The sequence below is a fragment of the Brevundimonas sp. genome, assembly GCF_041648115.1.
GTDB lineage: Bacteria > Pseudomonadota > Alphaproteobacteria > Caulobacterales > Caulobacteraceae > Brevundimonas.
This window is the reverse complement of record NZ_JBAZPR010000013.1, coordinates 112,680-130,022: the sequence shown is the minus strand read 5'-3', so window position 1 is coordinate 130,022 and position 17,343 is coordinate 112,680. Positions and strand designations below refer to the sequence as shown.

At 64.5% G+C, this 17,343-nt stretch carries 18 protein-coding genes; 17 read left to right on the top strand and 1 reads right to left on the bottom strand.

Annotated elements, in window-relative coordinates; genetic code table 11:
* Nucleotides 1-131: 131 nt before the first annotated feature.
* The gene (locus tag WC597_RS13245) at nucleotides 132-1,763 is read right to left on the bottom strand and encodes an AbgT family transporter (RefSeq protein WP_372693890.1); all 1,632 of its coding nucleotides are present in this window, start codon (nucleotides 1,761-1,763) and stop codon (nucleotides 132-134) included.
* Nucleotides 1,764-1,968: 205 nt separating this feature from the next.
* On the opposite strand from WC597_RS13245, the gene WC597_RS13240 reads away from it, so the two are divergent.
* From WC597_RS13240 to nuoN, 17 genes are all read left to right on the top strand, one after another.
* Entirely contained in the window at nucleotides 1,969-2,346 is a 378-nt protein-coding gene (locus WC597_RS13240) for an NADH-quinone oxidoreductase subunit A (protein ID WP_372693888.1), read from the top strand.
* Nucleotides 2,316-2,945 (top strand): NADH-quinone oxidoreductase subunit B family protein, encoded by a 630-nt coding sequence (locus tag WC597_RS13235; protein ID WP_372693886.1) that lies wholly within the window; start codon nucleotides 2,316-2,318, stop codon nucleotides 2,943-2,945. The genes WC597_RS13240 and WC597_RS13235 overlap by 31 nt, the downstream gene beginning before the upstream one ends.
* Nucleotides 2,942-3,571 carry an NADH-quinone oxidoreductase subunit C gene (locus WC597_RS13230; protein WP_372693884.1) on the top strand — a complete coding sequence of 210 codons (630 nt, stop codon included), beginning with the start codon at nucleotides 2,942-2,944 and terminating at the stop codon, nucleotides 3,569-3,571. Before WC597_RS13235 ends, WC597_RS13230 begins: the two co-directional genes overlap by 4 nt.
* An 83-nt stretch (nucleotides 3,572-3,654) precedes the next feature.
* Nucleotides 3,655-4,833 (top strand): NADH-quinone oxidoreductase subunit D, encoded by a 1,179-nt coding sequence (locus tag WC597_RS13225; protein WP_372693896.1) that lies wholly within the window; start codon nucleotides 3,655-3,657, stop codon nucleotides 4,831-4,833.
* Nucleotides 4,830-5,507 carry an NADH-quinone oxidoreductase subunit NuoE gene (nuoE, locus tag WC597_RS13220; protein WP_372693882.1) on the top strand — a complete coding sequence of 226 codons (678 nt, stop codon included), beginning with the start codon at nucleotides 4,830-4,832 and terminating at the stop codon, nucleotides 5,505-5,507. The genes WC597_RS13225 and nuoE overlap by 4 nt, the downstream gene beginning before the upstream one ends.
* A complete protein-coding gene (locus tag WC597_RS13215; RefSeq protein ID WP_346495316.1) occupies nucleotides 5,507-5,770 on the top strand; it encodes a hypothetical protein in 264 nt (87 codons plus the stop codon). Before nuoE ends, WC597_RS13215 begins: the two co-directional genes overlap by 1 nt.
* Nucleotides 5,771-5,775: 5 nt before the next feature.
* The gene (gene nuoF, locus WC597_RS13210) at nucleotides 5,776-7,089 is read left to right on the top strand and encodes an NADH-quinone oxidoreductase subunit NuoF (protein ID WP_372693880.1); all 1,314 of its coding nucleotides are present in this window, start codon (nucleotides 5,776-5,778) and stop codon (nucleotides 7,087-7,089) included.
* 2 nt (nucleotides 7,090-7,091) lie between these two features.
* Entirely contained in the window at nucleotides 7,092-7,487 is a 396-nt protein-coding gene (locus tag WC597_RS13205; RefSeq protein ID WP_372693878.1) for a hypothetical protein, read from the top strand.
* Nucleotides 7,487-9,532, top strand: coding sequence for an NADH-quinone oxidoreductase subunit NuoG (nuoG, locus tag WC597_RS13200; protein WP_372693876.1), 2,046 nt, complete (start codon nucleotides 7,487-7,489; stop codon nucleotides 9,530-9,532). The genes WC597_RS13205 and nuoG overlap by 1 nt, the downstream gene beginning before the upstream one ends.
* Nucleotides 9,533-9,535: 3 nt before the next feature.
* Entirely contained in the window at nucleotides 9,536-10,609 is a 1,074-nt protein-coding gene (gene nuoH / locus WC597_RS13195; protein ID WP_372693874.1) for an NADH-quinone oxidoreductase subunit NuoH, read from the top strand.
* Nucleotides 10,609-10,800, top strand: coding sequence for a hypothetical protein (locus tag WC597_RS13190; protein WP_372693872.1), 192 nt, complete (start codon nucleotides 10,609-10,611; stop codon nucleotides 10,798-10,800). Before nuoH ends, WC597_RS13190 begins: the two co-directional genes overlap by 1 nt.
* Nucleotides 10,800-11,291 (top strand): NADH-quinone oxidoreductase subunit NuoI, encoded by a 492-nt coding sequence (gene nuoI, locus WC597_RS13185; protein WP_159851118.1) that lies wholly within the window; start codon nucleotides 10,800-10,802, stop codon nucleotides 11,289-11,291. Before WC597_RS13190 ends, nuoI begins: the two co-directional genes overlap by 1 nt.
* 74 nt (nucleotides 11,292-11,365) lie before the next feature.
* Nucleotides 11,366-11,992 carry an NADH-quinone oxidoreductase subunit J gene (locus tag WC597_RS13180; RefSeq protein ID WP_372693870.1) on the top strand — a complete coding sequence of 209 codons (627 nt, stop codon included), beginning with the start codon at nucleotides 11,366-11,368 and terminating at the stop codon, nucleotides 11,990-11,992.
* The gene (gene nuoK / locus WC597_RS13175; RefSeq protein WP_372693868.1) at nucleotides 11,992-12,300 is read left to right on the top strand and encodes an NADH-quinone oxidoreductase subunit NuoK; all 309 of its coding nucleotides are present in this window, start codon (nucleotides 11,992-11,994) and stop codon (nucleotides 12,298-12,300) included. The genes WC597_RS13180 and nuoK overlap by 1 nt, the downstream gene beginning before the upstream one ends.
* Before the next feature lie 8 nt (nucleotides 12,301-12,308).
* The gene (gene nuoL / locus WC597_RS13170; protein ID WP_372693894.1) at nucleotides 12,309-14,402 is read left to right on the top strand and encodes an NADH-quinone oxidoreductase subunit L; all 2,094 of its coding nucleotides are present in this window, start codon (nucleotides 12,309-12,311) and stop codon (nucleotides 14,400-14,402) included.
* A 4-nt stretch (nucleotides 14,403-14,406) separates the two neighbouring features.
* The gene (locus WC597_RS13165) at nucleotides 14,407-15,891 is read left to right on the top strand and encodes an NADH-quinone oxidoreductase subunit M (protein ID WP_372693866.1); all 1,485 of its coding nucleotides are present in this window, start codon (nucleotides 14,407-14,409) and stop codon (nucleotides 15,889-15,891) included.
* A gap of 9 nt (nucleotides 15,892-15,900) precedes the next feature.
* Nucleotides 15,901-17,343: an NADH-quinone oxidoreductase subunit NuoN gene (nuoN, locus tag WC597_RS13160; RefSeq protein WP_372693864.1), complete on the top strand. Its 1,443-nt coding sequence runs from the start codon at nucleotides 15,901-15,903 to the stop codon at nucleotides 17,341-17,343.

Sequence of the window (17,343 nt, the reverse complement as noted above, 5' to 3'; positions counted from 1 at the left end):
CAGGCCGGCACTCTAACCAACTGAGCTACACCCGCGTTTCCCGGCCGAAGCGGCTGTGCGCCCCGGCGAGGGGCGTCGTTTAGGCGGGCTGACACATCGCGTCAAGCGACCTTTTCGGAGAAACGCGACCCTCAACGCGACGGGGCTGTGGACGGCGTGACGATCGCCGCCTGGGGTTGGCTGTGCGGGCCTGCCAAGCCGCCGCTGGTCGGCTCCTGAGCGGCCACGGCCGGGGCGGGCGGTTCATAGTGGACGCCGACGCCCGGCCCCAGCGGCAGGTCGAAAGCGACCCAGGCCGCCACCATGGCCAGACCGGCGATCAGGAAGGCCCCGGCATAGGGCAGCATGGTCGCCATCAGGGAGCCAAGGCCGAATCGTGGATCCCAGCGCTGGGCGAAGGTCAGGATCAGCGGGAAGTAGCTCATCAGCGGTGTGGCGATGTTGGTGACCGAATCGCCCATCCGATAGGCGGCCGTTGTCATCTCCGGCGAAATGCCCAGCAGCATGAACATGGGCACGACGATGGGCGCCAAGGCCGACCATTTGGCCGAGGCCGAGCCGATGAACAGGTCAAAGAAGCAGGAGACGAAGACGACGCAGATCAGCAGCAGAGGGGCGGGCAAGGCCAGGGTCTTCAGTCCGGCCGCCGCGTTCACCGCCAGGATCGGTCCGAGGCCCGACCAGTTGAACATGGCCACGAAGTGGGCTGCGAAGAAGGCTAGCACGATATAGGGCGCCAGCTGGGCGATGCCGTCGCGCATCATCGTCACCATGTCGCGATGCGACTTGATCGTCCCGGACCCTGCACCATAGGCCCCGCCGGTGACGAAGAAGGTGATGGCGAAGAAGGCGACCAGCGACTTGTAGAGCGGATTGAACTTCTGCTCCGGGTCGACCTCGGGATCGACGAACGGCGAGCCCGGTATGAAGGTCAGCATGGCCCACAGGCCGATCATGCCCAGAACCGCCAGGCCGGCGAACCGCAGGCCGCGCTTCTCGGCGGCGGTCAGCGGCTGTTTTTCCGAGGCGTTGGGGGCGGCGACGCCCTCGGCCGGCTTCCAGACGCCCAGGCGCGGCTCGATCACGCGATCCGTCAGGAACCAGACGATGGGGGTGAAGACGAACACCACCCCCACGATGAAGAACCAGTTGCCGGCGATGTTCACCGAATAGGACGGATCGATCAGTTGCGCGGCCGGCTCGGTGATGCCCAGGATCAGCGCATCGCTGGCCCCCGGAAAAAGATTGCCGGCATATCCGCCCGAAACAGCGGCGAAACCGGCGGCGAGGCCGGCCAGCGGATTGCGGCCCGCGGCGGCGAAGATCACGGCCGCCAGAGGGATGACGACGACGTAAGAGGCGTCCGACGCGTGGTGGGACACCATACCGGTGACGACGACGATCGGCGTCAGTATGGCGCGAGGGGCGTTCAGCAGAGCGCCGCGAATGGCGGTGGCGAACAGGCCCGTCCGCTCTGCGACCGATGCGCCGTATATGATGGTGATCACGATCCCCAGCGGCGGGAAGTCGGCCAGGGTGCGCGGCATGCCGATGATCAGCTGCGCCAGGTTCTCGGGCGACAACAGGCTCTTGGCGACCAACTGATCGCCGGTCACGGGATTGACGGCGGACCAGCCCATGCCCGCGCCGACCATGCTGAGGACGATCAGTCCGCCGATCAGCCAAAGGAACAGGAAGACGGGATCGGGCAGGCGATTCCCGATCCGCTCCACGGCGTTCAGGGCGCGGCTGGCTGCGCTCATTCGGATGACTTTCGGTTACATGATCAGGCTCGCAATAGGGCTTTGCGGACGTGTGGCGCGCAAGCGTCGGGCCTGCGACATATGGCGCGCCAACTTGCGATCCATTCTCAATGAAAAGCCAATGTCCGCAGGGGTTTGAACGGCGACGTTCTTGGGTCTAAGAAGCGCCGAATCCCGCCTCTCCCCGGCGGACGAGGTTCTTCGAATGAACGCATTCCTTCTCGAATATCTGCCCGTCGTCATCTTCGCCGGCGTGGCTGCCCTGATCGGTATTCTTTTCATCGTGCTGCCGCTGGTGCTAGCGCCGAAGAATCCCGACTCGGAAAAGCTGTCGGCTTATGAGTGCGGGTTCAACGCCTTCGACGACGCGCGCATGAAGTTCGACATCCGCTTCTATCTGGTGTCGATCCTGTTCATCATCTTCGATCTGGAAGTGGCCTTCCTCTTCCCGTGGGCGGTGTCGATGTTCGATCTGTCGCACGCCGGAATGGTCTTCGCCTTCTGGTCGATGATGGTCTTCCTCGGGGTGCTGACCATCGGCTTCATATACGAATGGAAGAAGGGAGCCCTGGAATGGGAGTAGTCGCCGCTTCCACGCCGACGACCCTGGTCACGGCATCCGGCGCGCCGCTGGTTCCGGCCGGCGCCGCTGCGCGTTCGACCGTCGAGGGCTATGATCCCAAGGTCCACGACAAGTTTTTCGAGGCCGTGAACATGGAGCTCGGTGAGCGCGGCTATCTGGTCGCCGCCGCCGACGACGTCATCAACTGGGCGCGCACCGGCTCGCTGATGTGGATGACCTTTGGTCTGGCCTGCTGCGCTGTCGAGATGATCCAGATGTCGATGCCGCGTTTCGACGTCGAACGCTTCGGCATGGCGCCGCGCGCCAGCCCGCGCCAGTCGGACCTGATGATCGTCGCCGGCACCCTGACCAACAAGATGGCCCCGGCCATCCGCAAGGTCTACGACCAGATGCCCGACCCACGCTACGTCGTGTCGATGGGAAGTTGCGCCAACGGCGGCGGCTACTACCACTATAGTTACAGCGTCGTGCGCGGTTGCGACCGCGTCGTGCCGGTGGACGTCTATGTGCCCGGCTGCCCACCGACGGCAGAGGCGTTGCTTTACGGTCTGCTGCAACTGCAGAAGAAGATCCGTCGCACGGGGACCATCGACCGATGACCTCTTTGGCTGTTCAGGCCCAACACGAGGCCGTCCTGACGCCTCTGGGCGCCGAGATGGTCGGTGCGCTGGGTGTCGAGGCGCAGATCGCCTTTGGCGAACTGACGCTGGTGGCGCCGCGCGAGCGGATCGTCGAGGTGCTGACGGCGCTGCGCGATCAGTTCGGCTTCCAGCAACTGCTGGATCTCTGCGGCGTCGACTACCCGGATCGCAAGGAGCGGTTCGAGGTGGTCTATCACCTGCTGTCGATGACCAAGAACGCGCGCTTGCGCGTCAAGGTATCGACCGATGACACCCAGCCCGTGCCAACGGCCATCTCGGCCTATCCGGCCGCCAACTGGTTCGAGCGCGAAGCCTACGACATGTACGGCATGCTGTTCTCCGGTCACCCGGACATGCGTCGCCTGCTCACGGACTACGGCTTCGAAGGCCATCCGCTGCGCAAGGACTTCCCGATGACGGGCTATGTCGAGGTCCGCTACGACGAGGAACAGCGCCGCGTGGTCTATGAGCCGGTCAAGCTGACGCAAGAGTTTCGCACGTTCGATTTCCTGTCGCCCTGGGAAGGCGCCGAATACCCCGCGCCGGTCCTGCCGGGCGACGAGAAGGCGGGAGGCCAGGCGTAATGGCTGACGGAAACCCCACCCTGCCGCTGGGCGTCGATGTGTTCGAGGACGAACTCGACACGCGCACCGCCCACGCGCGCGATATGGAAGACCGCAAGTTCACCATCAACTTCGGTCCGCAACACCCGGCCGCGCACGGCGTGCTGCGCCTGGTGCTGGAGCTGGACGGCGAGATCGTCGAGCGCGTCGATCCGCACATCGGCCTGCTGCATCGCGGCACCGAAAAGCTGATGGAGGCGCGCACCTATCTTCAGAACGTGCCGTATCTGGATCGTCTCGACTACGTCGCGCCGATGAACCAGGAGCACGCCTTCTGCCTGGCCATCGAGAAGCTGCTGGGCATCGAGGTGCCTTACCGGGCGCAGCTGATCCGCGTCCTGTATTCGGAAATCGGCCGTATCCTGTCGCACATGCTGAACGTGACGACCCAGGCCATGGACGTGGGCGCCCTGACGCCGCCGCTATGGGGCTTTGAGGAACGCGAAAAGCTGATGGTGTTCTACGAGCGCGCCTGCGGCGCCCGTCTGCACGCCAACTATTTCCGTCCGGGCGGCGTCCACCAGGACCTGCCGATGGATCTGATCGACGACATCGGCCGCTGGTGCCACGAGTTCCCGCCGGCGCTGAAGGACATCGAAAGCCTGGTCACCGAGAACCGCATCTTCAAGCAGCGCAACGTCGACATCGGCGTGGTGTCCAAGCAGCAGGCCCTGGAATGGGGCTTCACCGGCGTAATGCTGCGTGGCTCGAACATCGCCTGGGACCTACGCAAGTCGCAGCCCTACGAATGCTATGCCGAGCTGGAGTTCGACATCGTCGTCGGCAAGAACGGCGACTGCTGGGACCGTTATCTGGTGCGCATCGAAGAGATGAAGCAGTCGGTGCGGATCATGGAACAGTGCATCCATAAACTGCGCAACTGCCCCGGCGAGCCGGTGATGATCGAGGACAACAAGATCGTTCCGCCGCGTCGTGGCGAGATGAAGCGGTCGATGGAATCCCTGATCCATCACTTCAAGCTGTACACCGAGGGCTTCAAGACGCCCGAGGGCGAGGTCTATGCCTCGGTCGAGGCGCCCAAGGGCGAGTTCGGCATCTATCTGGTGTCGGACGGCACCAACAAACCGTATCGCGTGAAGATCTCGGCGCCAGGCTTCCGCTCGCTGCAGGCGATGGACTGGATGAATCGCGGCCACCAGTTGGCCGACGTGTCCGCCATCCTCGGCTCGCTCGACATCGTTTTCGGAGAAGTGGACCGATGAGCGTTCGTCGTCTCGCCAAGGTACAGCCCGCCTCGTTCGCCTTTACGGCCGACACGACGGCCAAGGCCGAGTGGTGGATCAAGAAATACCCGGAAAGCCGTCGCCAGTCGGCGGTGATCCCGGTGCTTTGGCTGGTGCAGAAGCAGGAAGGCTGGGTCTCCGAACCCGCCATCCGCGCCGTAGGCGAACTGCTGGATATGGCCTACATCCGGGTGCTGGAGGTCGCGACCTTCTACACCATGTTCATGCTGGAGCCGGTCGGCAAGACGGCGCTGATCCAGGTGTGCGGCACCACGCCGTGCATGCTGCGTGGCGCCAATGAGCTGATGAAGGTCTGCAAGGAAAAGATCGGTCCCAAGGACCATCTGTCCGCCGACGGCCGCTTCACCTGGCAGGAAGTCGAATGCCTGGGCGCCTGTTCGAATGCGCCGATGGCTCAGATCAACGACTATTATTTCGAAGACCTGACGCCCGAGACGATCGGCCAGATCATCGACGATTTCGCCGCCGGCAAGACGCCGAAGCCGGGTTCCTATGCCGGTCGCATTACGTCGGAACCGGCGGGCGGCGCCAAGACGCTGCTGGACGCCAAGCTGTATGACGGTTCTGCCGCCAAGCCGATCAAGAAGCTGCCGAACAGCGACCCGGCGCCGGTCGAGAAGGCGCCGGCCTGATGTCGCCGCCTGATCTGAGCACCGACGAAGGCCGCGCGGCCTATCGCAAGGAACTGCGCAATGTCGGGCGTCCGCTGCGCGCGGGCGGACTGGCCATGGTCGTCGGCGCCGCCGTGCTGATCCTGATGTCGCGTCAGGGCGCGGTCGGACCGTGGGCGGTCAATCTCTCCTACTTCATGCTGGCGGCGGGCTGGGTGATGGTCATTGCGGCCATCTGGATGCGCACCCGCCACCACAAGCGCCGTCTGGCGGAAGGACTCTGAGGGCCATGATCGGCATTCTCGAAGACAAGGATCGCATCTTCACCAACCTGTACGGCTTCCAGGACTGGACGCTGGACGGGGCGAAGAACCGCGGCGCCTGGAACGCCACCAAGGACATGCTGGACCTTGGGCGCGACTGGATCATCAACAACGTCAAGGCCTCGGGTCTGCGCGGCCGTGGCGGTGCGGGCTTCTCTACCGGCCTGAAGTGGTCGTTCATGCCCAAGGAAGTGAAGGATCGTCCTCACTACCTGGTCATCAACGCCGACGAATCCGAGCCCGCGACCTGCAAGGACCGCGAGATCATGCGTCATGATCCGCACCTGCTGATCGAAGGCGCGCTGATCGCCAGCTTCGCGATGCAGGCCCATGCCTGCTACATCTACCTGCGCGGCGAATACGTGCTGGAGCGCGAGCGGATGGAAGCCGCCGTCAAGCAGGCCTACGAAGGCAAGCTGATCGGCAAGGACAACGTCCACGGTTGGGACTTCGACGTCTACATCCACCACGGCGCCGGCGCCTATATCTGCGGCGAAGAGACGGCCCTGCTGGAATCGCTGGAAGGCAAGAAGGGTCAGCCGCGCCTGAAGCCGCCGTTCCCGGCCGGTGCGGGCCTCTACGGCTGCCCGACTACGGTGAACAACGTGGAGTCGATCGCCGTCGTCGGCACCATCCTGCGTCGCGGCGCCGACTGGTTCGCCAGCTTCGGCCGTCCGAACAACACCGGCACCAAGCTGATGTCCCTGTCGGGTCACGTGAACACGCCGTGCGTGGTCGAAGAGGCCATGTCGATCCCGCTGCGCCAGTTGATCGAGGATCACGGCGGCGGCGTTCGCGGCGGCTGGGGCAATCTGAAGGCCATCATCCCTGGCGGCGCATCCTGCCCGGTCATCACGCGCGAACAGGCCGAGACGGTCCTGATGGACTTCGATTCCATGCGCGAGGTTCGATCGTCGCTGGGCACTGCCGGCGTGACCGTGATGGACGAGTCGACCGACATCGTGAAGGCGATCGCTCGCATCAGCTACTTCTTCAAGCACGAGAGCTGCGGCCAGTGCACGCCGTGCCGCGAAGGCACCGGTTGGATGTGGCGCGTGCTGGAGCGTATGGCCGTGGGCGAGGCCGATCCGTCGGAAATCGACCTGCTGCTGGACGTCGCCGGACAAGTCGAGGGTCACACCATCTGCGCCCTGGGCGACGCCGCCGCCTGGCCGGTCCAGGGCCTGATCCGTCACTTCCGTCACGAGATCGAAGATCGCATCGCCAACTACCGCAGCCGCCGCGCGAATTTCGCCGGCCACGCGATCGCTGCGGAGTGACCATGCGTCTCGCTGCCGCCCTGTTGCTGATGCTTCCGACCCTCGCCGCCTGCGGCGATGCGGAGAAGGCTGCGCCTCAGACGCCGACGGCGCCCAAGGCGTCGGTTGCATCAGAAACCGTGGCTACGCCGGTCTCGAAGGCGGCGGTTCCAGCGAACCTTGAAGCGGCTTGCCGCGACGTGGTGAACCGCATGTATGGCCAGGAAGGCGACGCCGTCGACTTCACCGCCACCGGCGAACGCACGGCCCAGGTGTCGTGGCGTGCGCCGGTTGATGGCGGCAGGTTGGAATTCGAATGCCGGGCGGATGCTGACGGCGCGGGCCTGTTCCGCGACGGCCAGTCGATGTCCGTGGATGTACAAATGGCGGCTCCCGCCGCCAAACAAGAGGCTCGCTGATGCCTATCGCCAAGGTCAACGGCGTCGAAACCGAGTTCGAGCCCGGCATGACCGTGCTCCAGGTCGCCGAACGCGCGGGGCAGGAGATTCCGCGTTTCTGCTACCACGAACGCCTGTCTATCGCCGGCAACTGTCGCATGTGCCTGGTCGAGGTGAAGCCTGGACCGCCCAAGCCGCAGGCTTCGTGCGCGCTTCCGGCCGCCGAAGGTCAGGAAATCTTCACCGACACGCCGATGGTCAAGAAGGCCCGCGAAGGGGTGATGGAGTTCCTGCTCATCAACCACCCGCTGGATTGCCCGATCTGCGACCAGGGCGGCGAGTGCGACCTGCAGGACCAGTCGGTCGGCTACGGCCGCGACGGCTCGCGCTATTCGGAGAACAAGCGCGCGGTCGAAGAAAAGGCGATGGGTCCGACCATCAAGACCTTCATGACGCGCTGCATCCAGTGCACGCGCTGCGTCCGATTCATCACCGAAGTCGCGGGCGTGCCGGACATCGGCATGATCTCGCGCGGCGAGGACGCCGAGATCACGACCTATCTGGAGAAGTCGGTCGCCTCGGAACTGTCGGGCAACGTCAACGACCTGTGCCCGGTCGGCGCCCTGACGCACCGTCCGTGGCAGTACCACTATCGTCCGTGGGAACTGAAGAAGACCGAGACCATCGACGTCATGGACGCCCTGGGCTCGAACATCCGCGCCGACTTCCGCGGCTCCGAGGTGATGCGGGTTCTGCCGCGCGTCAACGAGGGCATCAACGAAGAGTGGCTGTCGGACAAGAGCCGCTATGTCGTCGACGGCCTGACCGCGCGCCGCCTGGACCGCCCTTGGATCCGCGAGAACGGCAAGCTGCGCGCCGCATCGTGGAACGAAGCGCTGGACGCCGTCGCCGCCAAGCTGAAGGCTGCCCCGGCCGACCGTATCGGCGTGATCGCCGGCGATCTGCAGGACGCCGAGTCGATGAAGGCGACGCTGGACCTGTTCCGCGCCCTGGGTTCGAACAACACCGACTGCCGCCAGGACGGCGCCGCCCTGGGCTATGGTCCGCGCGAGGGCTGGCTGTTCAACACCGGCCTGGAAGGCATTGAAAAGGCTGACGCCATCCTGATCGTGGGTGTGAACCCGCGCATCGAGGCGCCGCTGCTGAACGCGCGTCTGCGCAAGAGCTGGATCAAGGGCGACGTCGAGATCGGCGTCATCGGCGAACAGGCCGACCTGACCTTCGACTACGCCTATCTGGGCGCCGGTTCGCAGACCCTGGGCAAGCTGCCCAAGTCGGCGATGGACTTCCTGACCAAGGCCGAGCGTCCGGCGATCATCGTCGGCTCCGGCGCGCTGAACGGGGAGGGCGGCCCGGCCGTCCTGAACGCCCTGGGCGCCTTGGCGAAAAAGGTCGGCGTCGTGACCGACAGCTGGAACGGCTTCAACGTCCTGCACCACGCCGCATCGCGCGTCGCCGGTCTGGATATGGGCTTCGTGCCTGCTGAAGGCGGCCTGACGGTCGCCGAGATGCTGAAGCCGGGCGCGCTGGACGTGCTGTTCCTGCTGGGCGCCGACGAGGTCGATCCGACCGGTTCGAACGCCTTCCGCGTCTATCTGGGCAGCCACGGCGACCGTGGCGCGCACGGCGCCGACGTGATCCTGCCGGGCGCGGCCTATACCGAGAAGTCGGGCCTGTATGTGAATACCGAGGGCCGGGTGCAGATGGCCGAACGCGTCGTCTTCCCCAAGGGCGAGGCCAAGGAAGACTGGGCCATTATCCGCGCCCTGTCTGCCCGCGTCGATCAGACCCTGCCTTACGACACGCTGGAGCAGCTTCGCGCCAAGCTGATGGCCGACCATACGACCTTCGGGCGGATCGACTATCTGCCGGCGCCGGTCGCGTTCGACGTGACGAAGCTGGGCGCCAAGGGCGATCTGGGCGACCGGGTGTTCGCCTCGGCGATCACCGACCCCTATCTTTCCAATCCGATAGCGCGCGCCAGCGCGACGATGGCCGAGCTGTCCGCCCTGCGGATCGCCCCGGTCGCAATGGCGGCGGAGTAAGCCATGGACCCCGTTTCCTTCTGGGCAACGCCTCTGGGCTGGACGCTGATCACCGTCGGTCAGGTCCTGCTGATCACGGTCGGCGTGCTGATCGCCGTCGCCTTCCTGTTGCTGGCTGACCGCAAGGTCTGGGCCGGCGTGCAGATGCGCAAGGGTCCGAACGTCGTCGGTCCCTTCGGCCTGCTTCAGTCCTTCGCGGACATGATCAAGTTCGTGCTGAAGGAGGTCGTGATCCCGGCCGGCGCTGACAAGGCGGTCTTCATCATCGCCCCGATCATCACCGTGATCCTGGCCTTCATGGCCTGGGCGGTCATTCCGTTCGCCCCCGGCTGGGTGGTGTCGGACCTGAACGTCGGCATCCTGTACATCTTCGCTGTGTCGTCGCTGGGCGTTTACGGCATCATCATGGGCGGCTGGGCTTCGAACTCGAAGTATCCGTTCCTGGGCTCGCTGCGTTCGGCAGCGCAGATGGTGTCCTATGAAGTCTCCCTGGGCCTGATCATCATCAATGTGATCCTGCTGGCCGGCACGATGAACTTGTCCGCCATCGTCGAGAGCCAGAAGGGCATGTTCTGGAACTGGTACGGGTTCGGCGGGGGCGCCGACACCTGGCCGCTGGTCGTGATCCTGTTCCCGATGTCGATCATCTTCTTCATCTCGGCCCTGGCCGAGACCAACCGCCCCCCGTTCGACCTGCCCGAGGCCGAGTCCGAACTGGTCGCCGGTTATCAGGTCGAATACAGCTCGACCCCGTACCTGCTGTTCATGATGGGCGAATACGTCAACATCGTCTTCATGTCGGCGATGATCAGCCTGCTGTTCTTCGGCGGCTGGAACCCCGGCGTGCCGCAGGCCTGGATGGACGGGCTGCCGGCCTGGATCGCCTATACGATCTATCTTCTGACCTTCATGGCCAAGACGGTCTTCTGGTTCGTCTGCATCTCGATGGTGAAGGCCTTCGTTCCGCGCTATCGCTATGACCAACTGATGCGCCTGGGCTGGAAGATCTTCCTGCCGACCTCGCTGGTGGCGGTCGTGATCGTCTCGGCGTGGCGCGTGTTCGTGGTGGGATCGTGATGAAGGGTCTTGTCATCGCTTTCGGCCTGCTGACCGTGACGGCCGCCTGCGCGCCCGACAATACGCGCATGCCCGAGTCGAGCTATCAGTGGCAGCAACGCCAGGACCGAATCGAACAGGACTGGCGCGCCAGCCAGCCCGCTCCCCAGACCGCCCCCAAGACGACGCCCGCCCCCAAGGATAAGCCCTGATGTTCACCCGGATCGTCCAAGCCACCAAGGGCGCGATGATGCTGGACGTCATCGGCGCCATCGGCCTGTCGTTGAAATATATGGCGCGGCCCAAGATGACCGTGAACTATCCGTTCGAGCGGAACCCGCAGTCGCCGCGTTTCCGTGGCGAACACGTGCTGCGTCGCTATGCCAACGGCGAGGAACGCTGCATCGCCTGCAAGCTGTGCGAGGCCATCTGCCCGGCCCAGGCCATCACCATCGAGGCCGAACCACGCGCAGACGGCAGCCGCCGCACGACCCGCTACGACATCGACATGGTCAAATGCATCTACTGCGGCCTGTGCCAGGAGGCCTGCCCGGTGGACGCCATCGTGGAAGGGCCCAACTCCGAATTCGCCGTCGAGACGCGCGAGGAGCTGCTCTACGACAAGCAACGCCTGCTCGATAACGGCGACCGCTGGGAACGGCAGATCGCCAAGAATCTGGAACTCGACGCGCCTTACCGCTAAGGCGCTTCTCGCTTGAACGGGCCGACGATTCCCAAATGGGGTCGCGGCCGATACGAAAGGGGCTTCGTCCCGACATGCTGCAAGGCATAGCCTTCTATCTGCTGGCGGCGGTCGCCACGGTTTCCGGCCTTCTGGTCGTGACCGCGCGCAACCCGGTGCACAGCGTGCTGTGGTTGATCCTGGCCTTCTTCTCGTCGGCGGGTCTGTTCGTCCTGCTGGGCGCCGAGTTCCTGGCGATGCTGCTGGTCGTCGTCTACGTCGGCGCGGTCGCGGTGCTGTTCCTGTTCGTCGTCATGATGCTGGACGTGGACTTCCTGAAGCTGCGCGAAGGTTACGCGCGCTATCTGCCGCTGGGGGCGATCATCGCCGCCGTGCTGCTGGTGGAAATGATCATCGTCTCGGTCGCCGTGGTTCAGGGCGGAGCCGCTGCGGGACTGCCGGCGCCGGGCGCGCCGGACGCCAGCGTCACCAATGTCGAGGCCATCGGTCGCGTGCTCTACACGGACTATGTCTACTTCTTCCAGGCGGCCGGGATCGTGCTGCTGATCGCGATGATCGGCGCCATCACCCTGACGCTTCGCCACAAGCCGCACATCAAACGCCAGAACCCCGGCGATCAGGTGAACCGCGACCGCCGCAAGTCGGTCGAGATCAAGCCCGCCGTGACGGGCGAGGGCGTCAGCGCCGAGGAGCTTCTCTGATGGAAATCGGTCTGACCCACTATCTGACGGTCGCCGCGATCCTGTTCACCATCGGGGTGTTCGGCATCTTCGTGAACCGCAAGAACGTCATCATCATCCTGATGTCGATCGAACTGATCCTGCTGGCGGTAAACATCAACTTCGTCGCCTTCTCGGCCTATCTGAACGAGATCAGCGGGCAGATCATGGCGATGTTCGTCCTGACCGTCGCTGCGGCCGAGGCCGCAGTCGGCCTGGCGATCCTGGTGACCTTCTTCCGTAACCGCGGCGACATCGCCGTGGACGACGCCTCCGTGATGAAGGGCTGAGCGTGACCTTGCATACCCTCGTCATTCTCGGGATCTTCGCCCCGTTGCTGGGCGCAGCCATCGCCGGCTTCTTCGGACGCCGGATCGGCAACATCCCGTCGCAGGCCGTCACGACCGGGCTGCTGTTCTTCTCGTGCGCCGTCGCCTGGACGGTGTTCGGGCAATGGACCTGGGGCCATCTGGAGCCCTTCACCATCCGCCTGGCGCCCTTCATCAATGTGGGCGATTTCCAGTCGGCATGGTCGATCCGTATCGACGCCCTGTCGGCGACCATGCTGATCGTGGTCACTAGCGTGTCGTCGCTGGTTCACCTGTATTCCTGGGGGTACATGGCCGAGGACGACAGCCGGCCGCGCTTCTTCGCTTATCTGTCGCTGTTCACCTTCATGATGCTGGCGCTGGTGACGGCGGCCGACTTCATGCAGATCTTCTTCGGCTGGGAAGGCGTGGGTCTGGCGTCCTATCTGCTGATCGGCTTCTGGTTCAAGAAACCGACGGCCAGCGCCGCCGCCATCAAGGCCTTCGTCGTCAACCGCGTCGGCGACTTCGGCTTCGTGCTGGGGATCATCACGATCTTCTGGATGTACGGCACCATCGAGTTCTCGGAACTGTTCCCGATGATCGCCACAAAGGCGAACACGACGTGGGAGTTCCTGGGCGTCCAATGGTCCGCGCTGGATCTGGCGGGCTTCCTGCTGTTCATCGGCGCGATGGGCAAGTCGGCCCAGTTCTTCCTGCACACCTGGCTGCCGGACGCGATGGAAGGCCCGACGCCTGTGTCGGCCCTGATCCACGCGGCGACCATGGTCACGGCTGGCGTCTATATGGTCTGCCTGCTGTCGCCGATCTATGAGTATGCGCCGGGCGCGTCGCAGATCATCGCCATCATCGGCGCGATCACGGCCCTGTTCGCCGCGACGGTCGGCCTGACCCAGAACGACATCAAGCGGGTCATCGCCTATTCGACCTGTTCGCAGCTGGGCTACATGTTCTTTGCAGCAGGCGTCGGCGCCTATCAGGCCGCCATGTTCCACCTGTTCACGCACGCCTTCTTCAAGGCTCTGCTGTTCCTGGGCGCCGGTTCGGTGATCCACGGCATGCATCACGAGCAGGACATGCGGAAGATGGGCGGCCTGTGGAAGCTGCTGCCGGTCACCTACGCGGTGATGACCATCGGCACCATCGCCATCACCGGCCTGGGCATCCCCGGCGTCGGCGGCTTCGCCGGCTTCTATTCCAAGGACTCGATCATCGAGAGCGCCTATGCCTCGGCCGCAAACGGCCACAGCGCGATCGGCCTGTTCGCCTTCTTCGTCGGCATCATCGCCGCCGGTCTGACGGCCTACTATTCGTGGCGTCTGGTGTTCATGACCTTCCACAACAAGCCGGTGTGGAAGGAAGAGGGCGACGCGCATCACGCCGCCCATCACGGGGATGATCACGCCTCGCACACTCAGCTGGAGACGCACTCCGAGCCGGTCGGCGATCATCATGACGATCACGCGCAAGACGACCACGGTCATCACGGCCCGCTTAAGCCGCACGAGAGCCCGTGGGTGATGCTGGTTCCGCTGATTCTGCTGTCGGTCGGCGCCGTCGCCGCCGGTTTCGTCTTCGCGCCACACTTCATCGGCCACCACCAGGCCGAGTTCTGGCGCGGAGCCATCTTCGTCGGTGAAAACAACCACGTCCTGCACGACAGCCACTCGGTGCCGACCTGGGTGAAGTGGTCGCCGCTGATCCTGACCCTGACCGGCACGGCCTTCGCCTACTGGATCTATGTCGCTCGCGAGGGCATGGGCCGTCGCATGGCCGAGCGGAACGGCGTCATCTATCGCTTCCTCTACAACAAGTGGTATTTCGACGAGCTGTACGACGTCGTCTTCGTGCGCGGCTTCAAGGCCATCGGCGACTTTTTCTGGAAGATGGTCGATGTGAAGATCATCGACGGCCTCGGCCCGAACGGCGCCGCCTGGGTGTCGCTGAAATCCGCCGCTCGACTGGCCAAGATCCAGTCAGGCTATGTCTATCACTATGCCTTCGTGATGCTGCTGGGGGTCGCCGGTCTGCTCACCTTCGCCATCCTCGCGTGGGGAGCCTGATCTCGTGCCCTACATCCTGAGCCTCGTTACATTCCTGCCGCTGATCGGCGCCCTGGCGATCTTCGTCGCCCGGCTGACGTTCAAGAACGCGGACGCCGCCGCGCCGGCCGCGCGCTGGATCGCCCTGGTCACGACCCTGGTCGCGCTGGCGATTTCGGTCGTGCTGGTTGCCGGCTTCGATCCCGCCAACACCGGCTATCAGTTCGTCGAGTTCGTCTCGTGGTTCGCGGGCGCCAGCTATCATCTGGGCGTCGACGGGATCTCGGTCCTGTTCGTCCTGCTGACGGCCTTCCTGATGCCGATCTGCATCCTGGCCAGCTGGAAGTCGATCGAGACGCGCGTCGTCGAATATATGATCGCCTTCCTGGTGCTGGAGACGCTGGTCATCGGGGTGTTTACCTCGCTCGACCTGTTCCTGTTCTACATCTTCTTCGAAGGCACCCTGGTGCCGATGTTCCTGATCATCGGCATCTGGGGCGGGGCGAACCGGATCTACGCCGCCTACAAGTTCTTCCTCTATACCCTGCTGGGGTCGGTGTTGATGTTGCTGGCCATGCTGTGGATGGCGCACGAGGCCGGCACGACCAGCATTCCCGAGCTGAAGCGTTTCGCCTTCGACCCGGCCGTTCAGCCGATCCTGTGGCTGGCCTTCTTCGCCTCGTTCGCGGTCAAGATGCCGATGTGGCCGGTCCACACCTGGCTGCCCGACGCCCACGTCCAGGCGCCGACGGCCGGTTCGGTCATCCTGGCCGGCATCCTGCTGAAGCTGGGCGGATACGGCTTCATCCTGTTCAACGTGCCGATGTTCCCGATGGCGTCGGAGATGTTCCGACCGCTGGTCTTCACCCTGTCGGTGATCGCCATCGTCTATACGTCGCTGGTCGCCTGGCGTCAGACGGACATCAAGAAGCTGATCGCCTATTCGTCCGTCGCCCACATGGGCTTCGTCACCCTGGGCATCTTCTCGGGCAATGACGTCGGGATGCAGGGCGCCATCTTCCAGATGATCAGCCACGGTCTGATCTCGGGCGCGCTGTTCCTGTGCGTCGGCGTCGTCTACGACCGGATGCACACCCGAGAAATCGCCTTCTACGGCGGCCTGACGTCGCGGATGCCCTGGTATGCGGCCATCTTCCTGATGTTCACCATGGCCAACGTCGGCCTGCCGGGCACCTCGGGCTTCGTAGGTGAAGTGCTGACCATGACGGGCGCCTATCAGGCCTCGACCTGGGCGGCCCTGGTCGCGGCCTCGGGCGTGATCTTCTCGGCCGTCTATGCCCTGACCCTGTACCGTGCGGTCATGTTCGGCGAGATCACCAATCCGAAGCTTGAGACCATCACCGACATCGACAAGCGCGAATTGCTGTTGTTCGTGCCGTTGATCGTCGGCACCATCTGGCTGGGGGTCCATCCGGCCGCCGTCCTCGATTACACCGGGCCTGCCGTCGAGGCCCTGACCAGCGCGTATCGCGCCGCGATCGGCGGGTGAGACTTAAAGATGCCTGATCTATCCTCCGCCCTGCATCTCGCCGCCTCGGAAGTCACCCTCGCGGTCGGCGCCCTGGTCCTGCTGATGGTCGGCGCCTTCATCGGCGACAAGAGCGCCCGTCTGGTGTCGATCCTGTCGGTCCTGCTGCTGATCGCCGCCGCCGTCATCTCTATAGTCGGGCCCTGGGGCGTCGCCTTCAACGGCGCATACGTCGCCGACCCGCTGGCCATCTACGCCAAGAGCCTGATCTATCTGTCGGCCGCGGTGGCGGTCGTGCTGGGCGACGGCTGGATGAAGCGCACGCGCATCGCCAAGTTCGAATATCCGGTCCTGATCGTGCTGGCCTCGGTCGGCATGGGGATGATGGCGTCCTCGGGCGACCTGATCTCCATGTATGTCGGGATCGAGCTGCACTCGCTGGCCCTCTATGTGCTGGCCGCCTTCCACAGAAACGACGTCAAGGCGTCCGAAGCGGGTCTGAAGTATTTCGTCCTGGGCGCCCTGTCGTCGGGCCTGCTGCTGTATGGCGCCAGCCTGATCTACGGTTTCGCCGGTTCGATGCGGTTCGAAGACATCGCCGCCGTCGCCTCGGACAATCCGGGGCCGGGCCTGGTGTTCGGCCTGGTCTTCCTGATCTGCGGCCTGGCGTTCAAGGTCTCCGCCGCGCCGTTCCACATGTGGACGCCCGACGTCTATGAAGGCGCGCCGACCCCGGTCGTGGCCCTGTTCGCCACGGCGCCCAAGGTCGCGGCCATGGTCCTGATCGCCCGGACGCTGGAACACGGCTTCGGCGACGCCCACGCCCAATGGTCCCAGGTCCTGATCGCCATCTCACTGATCAGCTTCGTCGTCGGCGCCTTCGGCGGGCTGGCGCAAAAGGACATCCAGCGCCTGCTGGCCTATTCGTCGATCGCGAACATCGGCTATGCGCTTCTGGGCATCGCGGCCGGCACGGCCGAGGGGTTGCAGGCCATGCTGATGTTCATGACCCTGTATGTCATCGACCAGCTGGGCTTCTTCGCCATCCTGCTCAGCCTGTCCAAGTCGGGCCGTCCGATCCGTCGCATCGCCGACCTCGCTGGTCTGAAGAAAGATCGTCCGTTGACGGCCGTGGCGTTGACCATCCTGTCGCTGTCGGTGCTGGGCATGCCGCCGTTCTCGGGCTTCTGGGGCAAGTACTATGTGTTCGGCGCCGCCGCCGATGCGGGTCTGTGGCCCGTAGCGGCCGCCGGTCTGGTCGCCTCGGTCGTCGCTGCCTTCTACTATCTGCGCATCCTCAAGCTGATGTGGTTCGATCCGCCGCTGGACGAGATCGTCACCGATGCCGCGCCGGTCGAGGCCAAGTGGATCGGGTGGGCGTGCGCCGCCTTCTCCTTCCCGCTGGTGATCGTGGGCCTGACCTGGCTGGAGCCGCTGACCAAGGTTGCGAGCGCCGGCTTCGGGAACGGGTAG